We start from the raw sequence: 12,845 nt of genomic DNA, 5'->3' as shown, positions 1-12,845 counted from the left end.
ATGATGCGGGGACTTCTGTGGCCCGTGCTGGCGCTTCTGGGCCTCGCCGGCCCCTGGCTTCTGGGCGGCGGCGGCGCGGTGTTCTCGGCCTTCGTGCTGGTGGCGATCTTCGCGACCATGGCCTACGGGCTGGACATCATCGTCTCGGACCTGGGCGAGGTCAGCCTCGCCCATCCGGTGTTCTTCGCCTCGGGCGCCTACGCCACGGCGCTGTCGACCACGCGGCTGGGCTTCGGCCCGATCGAGAGCCTGGCGCTGACCGTCCTCGTCTCGCTGGTCATCGCGGCGCTGATCGGGCTGGTGACGCTGCGCCTGCGGGAGTTCGTGTTCTCGCTGGTCACCTACGCGGTGGCGGTGGTGGCGATGACGGTCGCGGCGAACTGGGCGTTCCTGGGCGGCTCGGACGGGATCAGCGGCATCCCGCTGTTCAGCCTCGCCGGCTGGCAGGCGCGCACCGACCGGGAGCTGTGGCCCGTCGCCTGGGCGCTGCTGATGGCGGCGATCTGGCTGGTGGACGCGTTCCGCCGCTCGGGCCTCGGGCAGCGGGCGATGACGGTGCACCTGAACCCCGAGCTCGCCACCATGTCGGGCATCGACCCGCTGCGCACGCGGCTGCAGGTGTTCCTGGTCTCGGCCCCGATCACCGCGGCGGCGGGCTGGCTCTACGCCTATCAGCGCGCCTACATCTCGGCCGACGTGCTGGAGACCTACTTCCTGATCCTGATGCTGACGGCGGTGGTGCTGGTGGGGCGGCGGCTCTTGCTGGCGCCCCTGATCGGGGTGGCGCTGATCCTGATGCAGGAGAAGTTCTTCTCCTTCGGCGGCTACGTCGACTCGATCGTGCTGGGCGGCGTGCTGATCCTGGTGCTGTCCTTCCTGCCCGGCGGGCTGGCGGGGGTGGCGCGGGGCGGCCTGCGCCTGGCGCGCGGGCGACGGGCCTGAGCGCAGGGGCGGCGGGCCCGTGCGCGCGGGCGTTCGGCCCTCGTTCCCCTTGATCCCGGGCGAAATCCGGCGACAAGGGGCGCGACGACGCCCCGCGGCGGCCCGCCCCCGGGCCGGGGCTGAGCTGGAAGGACCCGATCCGTGACCGACGCCTGCCCCTCGGGCGCCTCCCTCGCCGAGGCCGAGACCTTCCTCGCCGCCCATCCCGAGGTCGAGGCGATCGACATCCTGCTGCACGATTCCAACGGCATCGGGCGCGGCAAGATCATCCGCCGCCATGAGCTCGAGGCGCTCTATCGCGGCGGGCGGCACCTGCCGATCTCGATCCTGGGCCTCGACATCGTGGGGGAGGATGTCCACGAGACCGGGCTGATCTGGGACGCGGGCGACGGCGACCTGCGCGCCTGGCCCGCGCCCGGCACGCTGGTCGCGCTGCACGGGACCAAGCCCGCGCGGGCCGAGCTGTTCCTGACCCAGCATCACCTGGACGGGACCCCGATGCTCTCGGACCCGCGCCACGCGCTCTCGCGCCAGGTGGCGGAGATGGCGGCGCTGGACCTGAACCCCACCGCGGCCTTCGAGCTGGAGTTCTTCCTGCTGGACCCCGAGCGCGACAGCCACGGCCGCGTGCAGCCCGCGCGCGACGTGCTGGACGGGCGCCGCTCGGAGCGGACCGAGGTCTACTCGGTCGACCAGCTGATCGGGATGCAGCCGCTTTTCGACGACGTCTACGCCGGGGCGCGGCTGGCGGGGATCACGGCCGAAACGCTGATCTCGGAATACGCGCCGGGTCAGTACGAGCTGACGCTGCGCCACCGCGACGACATCGTGCAGGCCGCCGACGACCTGGTGCGCCTGAAGCGGATCGTGCGCGCGCAGGCCCGCCGGCACGGAGTGGTGGCCTGCTTCATGGCCAAGCCCTTCGCGGATTTCGCCGGCTCGGGGATGCATCTGCACGTCAGCCTGCGCGACGGCGCGGGCGAGAACGCGATGGCCGAGGCGCCGGGCGCGGGCTGGACCGACACGCTGCGCCACGCCATCGGCGGCACGCTGGCCACGATGGGCGAGTCGATGCTGGTCTTCGCCCCCCACGCCAACAGCTGGCGGCGCTTCGCGAACCAGAGCTACGCCCCTGTCTCCCCGACCTGGGGGGAGAACAACCGCTCGGTCGCCGTGCGCATCCCCGCGGGCGACCGCCGCGCGCGGCGGATCGAGCATCGGCCCGCGGGCGTGGACGCGAACCCCTACCTCGTCGCCGCCACCGTGCTCGCCGCCATGCGCAAGGGCATCGTCGAACGGATCGATCCCGGCCCCGAGACCACCGGCAACGCCTACGACGCCGACGCCGGCGCCGAGATCCCGCGCGACTGGAACGCCGCCATCGCGGCGGCGCAGGGGTCGGCGTTCCTGAAGGACGCGCTGGGCGAGGAGATGCACCGGACCTTCACCGCCGTGAAGGCCGCCGAATACGCGCGCGTGGCCCGCACCATCCCGGACGTGGACTTCGACCTCTACCTCCACCGGGTCTGAGGGGCGCCTCGCCCCGGCGCCGCGCCGCGTCCGACCGATCCCCCGCCCCGGCGGGCCCAAGACGGAGAGCGCACGCGCCATGCCCCAGGACCGGACCCCGCCCGCCGCCGCGCCCGTGCGCGTGGCGATGATCGGCGCCCCCGCCCATCCCGCCTTCCTCGAGGCGATGGCGGGGGCGGAGGGCTGCGAGCTGGTCCGCATTCCGGCCGACGCCCCGGTCGAGACGGCGCTCGACGCGCTGGCGGGCTGCGACGCCTACTACATCACCTCCGCCCGCAACGAGCTGCCCGCGGCGCTGCACGTGGGCGAGGCGCTGCTCGACCGCGCCCCGCGCCTGCGCCTTGTGGCGAGCTACGGCGCGGGCTTCGACACCGTGGACGTCGCCGCCTGCACCCGGCGCGGGGTGGCGGCCTGCAACCAGGCGGGCGGCAACGCCGGCGCAGTGGCCGAACATGCGCTGGCCTTCCTCCTCTCGCTCTTCAAGCGCCTCCCCGAGGCCCGCGCCGCCATCGACCGGGGCGAGGCCGGCGACCGCGACCGCTGGATGGGGCGGGAGCTTTCGGGCCGCACCGTGGGCCTTGTCGGGCTGGGCCACACCGGCGGGCGGCTCGCGCGGCTGCTGGCGGCCTTCGACTGCCCGGTGCTGGCCTGCGACCCGTTCCTCGACGCGCAGACCTGCCGCGAGCGCGGGGCGGAGAAGGTGGAGCTGCCTGAGCTGCTCGCCCGCAGCGAGGCGGTGAGCCTGCATTGTCCGCTGGACGCGAGCACCCGCGGCCTGATCGGGGCCGAGGCGCTGGCGGCGATGCGGCCGGGCGCCGTGCTGGTCAGCACCGCGCGCGGCGGCGTGCATGACGAGGCGGCGGTGCTGGCGGCGCTCGCCTCCGGCCGCCTCGCCGGCGCGGCCTTCGACGTCTGGGACCGCGAGCCGCCGGCCCCCGACCATCCGCTGCTGGCGCATCCCGCGGTGATCGCGACCTCCCACCTCGCGGGCGTCACCCACGAGAGCCGGGAGCGGGTGGCGCGCATGGCCGCGGCGCTGTTCGCCGACTTCGCCGCCGGCCGCCCCCTGCCCCGCCTGCTGAACCCCGGCGCCCTGCGCTGAGCCTGCCGCACGCCCCTGCAGGCGTGCCGCGCATAGCCCGTCGCAACCTGGGGCGGAGCGCCCTGCGGGCCGCTAACTCATCAGGAATACGAACTTTTCTTGACAGGGCGAATGTCGCAGGGTCAACTTGTCGCAAGCTGAGGATCGCCGTCAGAGCGGCCCGGCGGAGGAAACGCCAAGGGGAGAGGATCATGTTCCATCTGAGATGGGGCGCCATGGCGCTCGCGCTCGCCGCATCCGCGACGGCCTACGCCGCGGGAGCGCAGGAGAAGTCGTCCCTGACGGTCGCGCTCGCCGCGGAGTCGACGACGATGGACCCCGCCAAGTACTCGGCAGGGGTCGACCAGTACTACATCGGCACGATGTTCGAGCAGCTCGTCCGGCCGGGCCCGGACGGCGAGCGGATGAACTGGCTGGCCGAGAGCTGGGAGGTCCTGGAGGTCGACGGCAAGCCGGTGATCGACGTGAAGATCCGCCCCGGCGTGACCTTCCACAACGGCGACCCGCTGACCGCCGCGGACTTCGAGTTCGCCTACGAGCGCCTGCGCGATCCCGCCGTCTCCCGCTGGCCGCACTACCAGGCCAACGTCTCGCAGTTCGAGATCATCGACGACCTGCACTTCAAGCTGCACTTCTCGGACGGGGACGCGAACTACGTCGCCAACTGGCTGCAGCTGTGGGCGATCCCGAAGAAGTACTTCCAGGAGGTCGGCGAGGAGGCCTTCGCCCAGAACCCGATCGGCACCGGACCCTGGGCCTTCGTCTCGCGCAAGGTGAAGGAGGAGCTCCGCCTCAAGCGCTACGAGGCCTACTGGAACACCGAGCATCACCCCACCGTCGACGAGCTGGTGATCAAGATCATCCCCGAGGACCTGACCCGCGTGGCGGCCTTCCGCACCGGCGACGTCGACTGGATCGACTCGGTGCCGCCGGCGATGATCGAGGAGATCGAGGCGCTGGACAACGTGGCCACCGCCAGCCGGGTGTCGGGCAACAACCTGTTCTTCGACATGGACATGGTCCCCGAGGACTCGCCCTTCCGCAAGCTGGAGGTCCGCCAGGCCGTCGCCTACGGCGCCGACATCGACGCGATCATCGAGCAGGTGCTGTTCGGCCAGGGCCAGCGCTACGTCGAGGTCGGCGAGGGCGAGACCGCCTACGACCCCGACCTGAAGCCCTATCCCTACGATCCCGCCAAGGCGATGCAGCTGCTCAAGGACGCGGGCTATCCCAACGGGTTCGAGACCAACTGCTACAACCTGATCACCCCGCGCGAGCCCAACATCAAGGAGATGGGCGAGGCCTTCTTCGCCTACCTCTCGGCGATCGGCATCCGCTGCAACATGAAGAACCTCGAGTACGGCGCCTGGATCAACGTCAACCGCCGCGCCGAGGACACGCCGCAGATGGAGGGGGGCATCCTCTCGCACATGTGGGGCCACGGGGTGCCCGGCGATCCCGGCACCGCCTGGAGCGGGCACGTCCACTCCTTCGTGCCGGGCAAGGGCTGGGGCTCCTACTCGCACACCGCGGGCTATCCCGAGATGGACGAGATGATCGAGGCCGTGAACAAGATCATGGACCCCGACGCGCGCGAGGCGGCGCTGAAGGAGATCGCCCGCAAGAAGCATGAGCTGGTGCTGGGCGGGGTGACCACCTACCGCCCGCTGGTCACCTTCGCCTGGCGCGAGGACAAGGTCAGCTACACGCCCTGGCCGCATCCCGGCTTCTGGCGGAACTTCCAGGAGATCGGCCTGAAGACGGATTGATCCTCGCGGCCGTCGGCGCGCGCGCGCCGGCGGCCGGTTCCTTCGCGACGCGGGATCCTTCCTCACCAGGGGCCGAACCATGCTGAGATATTTCATGCGCCGGATCGTGCAGGGCCTCCTGTCGATCGTCGGAGCGTCCATCGTGATCTTCGCGATCACGCGCCTCACCGGCGACCCGGTGGTGCTGATGCTGCCGCCCGAGGCGCCGCCCGACGTGATCGCCGCGCTGCGGGTCGAGCTCGGCCTCGATCTGCCGGTCTGGCGCCAGTACCTGGTCTTCGCGGGCAACGCGCTGCAGGGCGATTTCGGCCGCTCCTACCGCTGGGAGATGCCGGCGCTGGAGCTGGTGCTGGACCGGTTGCCGGCGACGATCCTGCTGTCGGCGGTGGCGCTGATGTTCTCGATGGCGGTCGCGATCCCTTTCGGGGTGCTTTCGGCGGTCAACCGCGGGGGCTGGATCGACCGCTTCGGCAAGGTCTTCGCCATGGCCGGCCAGGCGATGCCCAACTTCTGGGTCGGCCTGCTGCTGATCCTGGTCTTCGCCATCCACCTCGACTGGCTGCCGGCCTACGGGGCCGACACGCCGGTCCACGTCATCATGCCGGCGATCGCGCTGGGCTGGTACCCGGTGGCGGCGCAGACGCGCATCGTGCGCTCGGCGATGCTCGACGTGCTCGACAGCGACTACATCCGCATGGGCCGCAGCGTCGGCACGCCCGAGCGCGTGCTGGTGTGGAAATACGCGCTGCGCAACGCCGCCGTGCCGCTGGTGACGATGCTGGGCGTCTATTTCGCCGCCATGCTCGGCGGCTCCTTCGTGGTCGAGGTGGTGTTCGCCTGGCCGGGCCTGGGCCGCACCGTGGTCGAGGCGCTGTTCGCCCGCGACTTCCCCGTGGTGCAGGCGGGCGTCCTGTTCGCGGCGGCGATGTTCGTCGCGGCCAACCTGCTCGTGGATCTCAGCTACGGGCTCATCGACCCGAGGATTCGTCATGGCGGCTGAAGCGGACCTGCCCCCCGCCGCGACGCCGCGCCGGCGTTTCGGCTTCCGCCTGCCGGCCGCGGGCGCGCCGTGGTTCTCGGGCTTCATCCTGATCCTGCTGGTGGTCTGCGCGGTGGGGGGCGACGCGCTGACGCCCTGGAACCCTGCCGCGCTGGACCTGCGGGCCAACTTCCAGCCCCCGGTCTGGGCGGCCGAAGGCTCCTGGGCGCATCCGCTGGGCACCGACAACCTGGGCCGCGACATCCTCAGCCGGATCATCGCCGGCGCGCGGGTGTCGCTGGTGGTGTCGCTGTGGGCGATCGTGCTCTCGGGCGGGATCGGCTCGCTCGCGGGGATGATCGCGGGCTATTTCGGCGGCTGGGCCGACGCGATCATCATGCGGCTGGTCGACGTGCAGATGTCGATCCCGGCGCTGGCGCTGGCGCTGATCCTGGCCGCGGTGCTCGAGCCGGGGCTGGAGACGGTGGTGATCGTGATCGTGGTCACCTACTGGACCTGGTACGCGCGCATCGTGCGGGGCGAGATCCTGAGCCTGAAAGAACGGGACTACGTGGCGCTCGCGAAGGTGGCGGGCGTCAGCTCGTTCACCATCTTCCACCGCCATCTCGCGCCCAACATCGTCAACACGATGCTGGTGCTCGCCACGCTCCAGATCGGGCAGGTGATCATCTTCGAGGCCTCGCTGAGCTTCCTGGGCCTGGGCATCCAGTCGCCCGCGATCTCCTGGGGGCTGATGCTGGCGGACGCGCGGGCCTACCTGACCAACGCCTGGTGGGCGATCACCATGCCCGGCATCGCGATCATGCTGGTGTGCCTGTCGTCGAACCTGTTCGGCGACTGGCTGCGCGACGTGCTCGATCCCCGGAGGAAGCAGCTTTGACCCTGCACGCGGACCCCGCCCTGAAGGTCGAGGACCTGATCGTCGAGCTGCGCCTGCGGCGCGGCGCCCTGCGCCCGGTCGACGGCGTCAGCTTCGAGGTGGCCAAGGGCGAGACCCTGGGCATCGTGGGCGAGAGCGGATCGGGCAAGTCGATGACCTGCCTGTCGATCCTGCGCCTGCTGCCCCGGCCGGCGGGGCGCATCGCGCGCGGCTCGGTCCGGGTGGGGGGCGTGGACCTGACCACGCTCTCGGAGCGCGAGCTCGCCCGCGACTGGCGGGGGCGGCGGCTGTCGATGGTCACCCAGGACCCGATGACCTCGCTCAACCCGGTGTTCACCATCGGCGACCAGGTCGGCTCCCCCCTGCGCCACCACCGCATCACCCGCACCCTGCGCGAGACGCGGGCGAAGGCGGCCGAGGCGCTGGGACGGGTGCGCATCCCCTCGCCCGAGCGGCGGCTGGACGACTATCCCCACCAGTTCTCGGGCGGCATGCGCCAGCGCGCGGTCTCGGCCATGGCCATCGCCTGCGCGCCGGAGGTGATGATCGCGGACGAGCCGACCTCGAACCTCGACGTCACCATCCAGGTGAAGATGATCGAGCTCTACCGCGAGATCCAGCGCGAGACGGGCGTGGCCATCGTGCTGATCACCCACGACATGGGCGTCGCCGCCTCGATCTGCGACCGGGTGGCGGTGATGTACGCGGGCCGCATCGTCGAGCAGGGCCCGGCGCGGGCGATCTTCAAGAGCCCCGCGCATCCCTACACCCAGGCGCTGCTCGACTCGATCCCGCGGCTGGGGGCGCGGCGCCGCCGGCTCTACGCGCTCGGCGGCCAGCCCCCGGACCTGCTGGCGCTGCCGAAGGGCTGCCGCTTCGCGCCGCGCTGCCCCCGGCGGATGCCGAAATGCGACGCGGCCTATCCGCCGGAGTTCGCCCTGCCCGGCGGCCAGACCTCGGCCTGCTGGCTGAACGAGACGGAGACCGCCGATGCTGTTTGAAGCGCGCCGGCTGGTGAAGCGGTTCGAGGTGGGGGGCGGCCTGTTCTCCCGCGCCGGCCTCGTCCACGCGGTCGAGGACGTGAGCTTCGGGATCGAGCCGGGGCGCACCTTCGCCCTGGTCGGCGAGAGCGGCTGCGGCAAGACCACGGTCGCCAAGCTGATGCTGCTGCTCGAACGCCCGACCTCCGGCGAGGTGATCTACCAGGGGCGCGCCGTCTCCGCCCTGTCGGGGAGCGCGCTGAAGGAGTTCCGCAGCGAGGTGCAGGCGGTGTTCCAGGACCCCTATTCCTCGCTCAACCCCCGCCTGCGGGTGGGGCGCATCGTGTCCGAGCCGCTGCTGGCCCACAACCGCATGAGCCGGGCGGAGGCGACGCGCCGGGTGGAGGAGGCGCTGGACGTCGTCGGCCTGCCCCGGGGCGCCGCGCGGCTTTATCCGCACGAGTTCTCCGGCGGGCAGCGCCAGCGCATCGCCATCGCCCGCGCCCTGGCGCTGCGGCCCAAGGCGCTGGTGCTGGACGAGCCGACCTCGGCGCTCGACGTCTCGATCCGGGCGCAGATCCTGAACCTGCTGTCGGACATCCAGGAGGAGTTCGGCCTCGCCTACCTGATCATCGCCCACGACCTGGCGCTGGTGGAGCATTTCTCCCACGAGACGGGGGTGATGTACCTGGGCGCGATGGTCGAGCAGGGGCCGACCGAGACGGTGTTCGGCGCGCCGCGCCACCCCTACACGCAGGCGCTGCTGGCCTCGGCCCCGCATCCCGACCCGGACCGGCCGCCGGCCAGCGACGTGATCCATGGCGAGATCGGCTCGGCCCTGTCGCCGCCGTCTGGCTGCCGGTTCCATCCGCGCTGCCCGCACGCCTTCGCGCCCTGCAGCGAGACGGACCCGGAGGTCGTCGTCACCGCGCCGGACGCCTGGGCGCGCTGCCACCTGCTGACGGCGGAGGGCGCGCCGCGGCGGGCCGAGGCCGCCGCCACGCCCGATCCCCTGCCCACGGGGCGCCCCGCGTGACGCCCCGGCCCGACCGGCGGCGCGCCCCGCCCGGCGCGGCCCTGCCGCGCGGCCCCCTCGCGGGCCCGTGCGCGAGCCCCTGCGCGCGCCCCTCCCTTTCCGGCGACGCCTCCCGCGCCGCGACCACAGGAGCCCCCCGATGAGCATGTCCGCGCTGATGATCGCCAACCGCGGCGAGATCGCCATCCGCATCGCGACCGCGGCCCGCGACCTCGGCCTGCGCACGGCGACCGTCCACCCCCAGGACGACGCCGACAGCCTGCACGTGCGGCGCGCCGACGCCGCCGTGACCCTGCCCGGCCAGGGGCCGGCCGCCTATCTCGACGTCGCCGCGGTGATCGCCGCGGCGAAGGAGGCCGGCTGCGACGCGGTCCATCCCGGCTACGGCTTCCTCGCCGAGCGGGCCGACTTCGCCGCCGCCTGCGCGGACGCAGGCCTGGTCTTCGTAGGGCCGACGCCGGCGCAGCTCGATCTCTTCGGCGACAAGGCCCGCGCCCGCCAAGCCGCCGTCGCCGCCGGCGCGCCGGTCAACGCCGGCATCGACCGCCCCGTGACGCTGGAGGAGGCGCGCGCCTTCCTCGCCGATCTCGGCCCCGGCGGCGCGATGATGATCAAGGCGGTGGGCGGCGGCGGGGGCCGGGGCTCGCGCGCCGTGCTGAGCGAGGCGGAGGTCGAGGAGGCCTACGCCCGCTGCACCTCCGAGGCGCGGCTGGCCTTCGGGCGCCCCGAGCTCTACGTCGAGGCGTTCATTCCCCGCGCCCGCCATGTCGAGGTGCAGATCGTCGGCGACCGCCACGGCGCCGTCGCCCACCTGGGCGAGCGGGAATGCTCGATCCAGCGGCGTTACCAGAAGATCGTCGAAATCGCCCCCGCCCCCGGCCTCGACCCCGGCCTGCGGGAGGAGATCCTGGACGCCGCCCTGCGCATCGCGCGCAGCGTCGACTACCTCAACCTGGGCACGTTCGAGTTCCTGGTGGACGCCACCGGCCGCCCCGGCGCCCTGCCCTTCGTCTTCATCGAGGCCAACGCCCGCCTGCAGGTCGAGCATACGGTGACCGAGGCGGTGACCGGCGTCGACCTGGTGCAGACGCAGCTGAAGGTGGCCGACGGGGCGAGCCTGGCGGAGCTGGGCCTGGACGATCCCGCGGCCGCGGTTCCGCGGGGCTGGGCGGTGCAGACCCGGGTGAACCTCGAGACCATCGGCGCCGACGGCGCGGTGCGCCCGGGCGGCGGCCTGATCGAGACCTACGAGCCCCCGACCGGGCCCGGGATCCGCGTCGACGGCTTCGGCTACCGCGGCTATCGCACCAGCGGGCTCTACGACTCGCTGCTCGCCAAGGTGATCGCCCACGCTCCCGCGGGCGGGTTCGAGGCCGCCGCCCGCCGCGCCGAGCGGGCGCTGGCGGAGTTCCGGCTGGAGGGGGTGCGCGCCAACAAGGGCCTGCTGCGCGCGATCCTGGCGCATCCCGACGTGCTGGCCGGCCGCGCCCACACCCGCTGGGTGGACGAGGAGATCGCGGGCCTCGCGGCCGCCGCGCTGGAGCAGGAGGCGGCCGAGGCCGCGCCCGAAGCCGCCGCGCCCGCCGCCGGCGACGGCTACGCCGGCGCGCGGATCGACCGGGAGGATCCGCTCGCGCTCTTCGCCCACGACGCCGCCGCCAAGGCCGCGGGCGCGGCGGCGGTCGACGCCGGTCCGCCCACCAAGGACGGCGCGGTGGGCCTCGTCGCCCCCATGCAGGGCACCATCGTGACCATCGACGTGGAGCCCGGCGAGGCGGTCTGGGCCGGCCGCCAGGTGGCCCTGGTCGAGGCGATGAAGATGGAGCACGTGATCGTCGCCGACCGCTCGGGCATCGTGCGCGAAGTCACCATGAAGCCCGGCGACGTGGTCCGCGAGGGCTGGCCCATCGTCTATCTCGAGGAGGCCGAGGTCGAGGCCGGCGCCGCCGCCGACGCGGCCGAGGAGATCGACCTCGACCACATCCGCGCCGACCTCCAGGAAGCCATCGACCGCCACGCCTACACGCTCGACGAGAACCGCCCCGAGGCGGTCGCCAAGCGCCGCGCCCGCGGCTTCCGGATGCTGCGCGAGAGCATCGACGAGTTGTTCGACGAGGGCTCCTTCTCCGAATACTGGCCTCTGATCGTGGCGCACCGCCACTCCCGCCACGACATGGAAACGCTGCGCCGGACCACGCCCGCGGACGGCGTGGTGGCGGGCACCGGCTCGATCAACGGGGACAAGTTCTCCGACGACCGGTCCCGCGCCATCGTGGTGGCCTACGACTACACGGTGCTGGCGGGCACCCAGGGGCGCAAGAACCACTACAAGCAGGACCGGATGTTCGAGCTCGCGCATCGCTTCCGCCTGCCGGTGGTGCTGTTCTCGGAAGGCGGCGGGGGACGGCCGGGCGACGACGTCGACGGGCCGCGGGTGGCGCTGGACGTGACCACCTTCACCACCTTCTCCTCCCTCTCTGGCCTGGTGCCGATGGTGGGGGTGAACAACGGGCGCTGCTTCGCGGGCAACACGGCGCTTCTGGCCTGCTGCGACGTGATCATCGCGACCGAGGCCTCGACCATCGCCATGGGCGGGCCCGCGATGATCGAGGGCGGGGGCCTGGGCATCTACACGCCCGAGGAGGTCGGGCCGATGTCCTTCCAGGTGCCCAACGGCGTGGTGGACATCCTGGTGAAGGACGAGGCCGAGGCGGTCGCGGTCGCCAAGAAATACCTCTCCTACTTCCAGGGTCCGATCGACGAATGGACCGCCCCCGACCAGCGCCGCCTGCGCCACGTGGTGCCCGAGAAGCGCACCCGCCTCTACGAGATGCGCGACGTGATCAACCTGATCGCGGACGAGGGCTCGGTGCTCGAGATCCGGGAGAAGTTCGGGATCGGCATCATCACCGCCCTGATCCGGGTCGAGGGGCGGCCGATGGGGGTGATCGCCAACAACCCCCACCACCTGTCGGGGGCGGTGGACTCGGACGGCTCCGACAAGGGGGCGCGGTTCCTGCAGCTGTGCGACGCCTTCGACATCCCGGTGATCAGCCTGGTCGACTGCCCCGGCATCATGGTGGGCCCGGATCACGAGCGCACGGCGCTGGTGCGCCACTGCGCGCGGCTGTTCAACGTGGGCGCGAACATGACCACGCCGCTGTTCACCATCATCGTGCGCAAGGCCTACGGGCTGGGCGCGCAGGCGATGTGCGGGGCGGGGACGCTGGTGGGCTTCATGACCGTCGCCTGGCCCACGGCCGAGTTCGCGGGCATGAACATCGAGGGCTCGGTGAAGCTGGGCTTCCGCAACGAGCTGGCCGCGATGACCGACCCGGCCGAGCGCAAGGCCGAGTTCGACCGCCGCGTCGCCGAGGCCTACGAGACGGCGCGCGCGGTGAACGCGGTGGTGGGGGGCGGGGTGGACGACGTGATCGACCCCGCCGCCACCCGCGCCTGGATCGTCAACGGCCTGCGCCGCCTGCCCCCGGTCCCGCCGCGGACCGAGAAGAAGCACCGCTACATCGACACCTGGTGACCCTTCGGCCGCGCCCCGCGCCGGGCGCGGCCCGCCGCCCCCATCCGGCCCCGCCCGACCCGCCCCCG

General features: G+C 72.5%; 9 protein-coding genes. All 9 read left to right on the top strand.

The annotated features are described in order from the left end of the window. The 9 genes from P2H44_RS12460 (at position 1) to P2H44_RS12420 (ending at position 12,777) form a co-directional block, all read left to right on the top strand. Positions 1-942, top strand: coding sequence for a branched-chain amino acid ABC transporter permease (locus P2H44_RS12460; RefSeq protein WP_275763882.1), 942 nt, complete (start codon positions 1-3; stop codon positions 940-942). A gap of 141 nt (positions 943-1,083) precedes the next feature. Beyond that, entirely contained in the window at positions 1,084-2,472 is a 1,389-nt protein-coding gene (locus P2H44_RS12455; protein WP_275763881.1) for a glutamine synthetase family protein, read from the top strand. 79 nt (positions 2,473-2,551) lie between these two features. Then, the gene (locus P2H44_RS12450; RefSeq protein ID WP_275763880.1) at positions 2,552-3,574 is read left to right on the top strand and encodes an NAD(P)-dependent oxidoreductase; all 1,023 of its coding nucleotides are present in this window, start codon (positions 2,552-2,554) and stop codon (positions 3,572-3,574) included. A 191-nt stretch (positions 3,575-3,765) separates the two neighbouring features. Next, positions 3,766-5,343 (top strand): ABC transporter substrate-binding protein, encoded by a 1,578-nt coding sequence (locus P2H44_RS12445; RefSeq protein ID WP_275763879.1) that lies wholly within the window; start codon positions 3,766-3,768, stop codon positions 5,341-5,343. 79 nt (positions 5,344-5,422) lie between these two features. Beyond that, positions 5,423-6,343: an ABC transporter permease gene (locus P2H44_RS12440; protein WP_275763878.1), complete on the top strand. Its 921-nt coding sequence runs from the start codon at positions 5,423-5,425 to the stop codon at positions 6,341-6,343. Continuing rightward, positions 6,333-7,223: an ABC transporter permease gene (locus tag P2H44_RS12435; protein WP_275763877.1), complete on the top strand. Its 891-nt coding sequence runs from the start codon at positions 6,333-6,335 to the stop codon at positions 7,221-7,223. Before P2H44_RS12440 ends, P2H44_RS12435 begins: the two co-directional genes overlap by 11 nt. Beyond that, entirely contained in the window at positions 7,220-8,224 is a 1,005-nt protein-coding gene (locus P2H44_RS12430; RefSeq protein WP_275763876.1) for an ABC transporter ATP-binding protein, read from the top strand. Before P2H44_RS12435 ends, P2H44_RS12430 begins: the two co-directional genes overlap by 4 nt. Continuing rightward, positions 8,214-9,239 carry an ABC transporter ATP-binding protein gene (locus P2H44_RS12425; protein WP_275763874.1) on the top strand — a complete coding sequence of 342 codons (1,026 nt, stop codon included), beginning with the start codon at positions 8,214-8,216 and terminating at the stop codon, positions 9,237-9,239. The genes P2H44_RS12430 and P2H44_RS12425 overlap by 11 nt, the downstream gene beginning before the upstream one ends. 139 nt (positions 9,240-9,378) lie before the next feature. Next, a complete protein-coding gene (locus P2H44_RS12420) occupies positions 9,379-12,777 on the top strand; it encodes an acetyl-CoA carboxylase family protein (protein WP_275763873.1) in 3,399 nt (1,132 codons plus the stop codon). Positions 12,778-12,845 lie beyond the last annotated feature (68 nt).

Origin of the sequence: Albimonas marina (assembly GCF_029223255.1) — a bacterium.
Taxonomy (GTDB): domain Bacteria; phylum Pseudomonadota; class Alphaproteobacteria; order Rhodobacterales; family Rhodobacteraceae; genus Albimonas.
This window is presented reverse-complemented; position numbering and strand designations above follow the sequence as displayed.

What these genes read in the sequence shown, in the direction of transcription:
- P2H44_RS12460 (WP_275763882.1), top strand. Translation starts at nt 1, where the DNA reads ATGATGCGGGGACTTCTGTGGCCCGTGCTGGCGCTTCTGGGCCTCGCC.
- P2H44_RS12450 (WP_275763880.1), top strand. Translation starts at nt 2,552, where the DNA reads ATGCCCCAGGACCGGACCCCGCCCGCCGCCGCGCCCGTGCGCGTGGCG.
- P2H44_RS12445 (WP_275763879.1), top strand. Translation starts at nt 3,766, where the DNA reads ATGTTCCATCTGAGATGGGGCGCCATGGCGCTCGCGCTCGCCGCATCC.
- P2H44_RS12440 (WP_275763878.1), top strand. Translation starts at nt 5,423, where the DNA reads ATGCTGAGATATTTCATGCGCCGGATCGTGCAGGGCCTCCTGTCGATC.
- P2H44_RS12435 (WP_275763877.1), top strand. Translation starts at nt 6,333, where the DNA reads ATGGCGGCTGAAGCGGACCTGCCCCCCGCCGCGACGCCGCGCCGGCGT.
- P2H44_RS12425 (WP_275763874.1), top strand. Translation starts at nt 8,214, where the DNA reads ATGCTGTTTGAAGCGCGCCGGCTGGTGAAGCGGTTCGAGGTGGGGGGC.
- P2H44_RS12420 (WP_275763873.1), top strand. Translation starts at nt 9,379, where the DNA reads ATGAGCATGTCCGCGCTGATGATCGCCAACCGCGGCGAGATCGCCATC.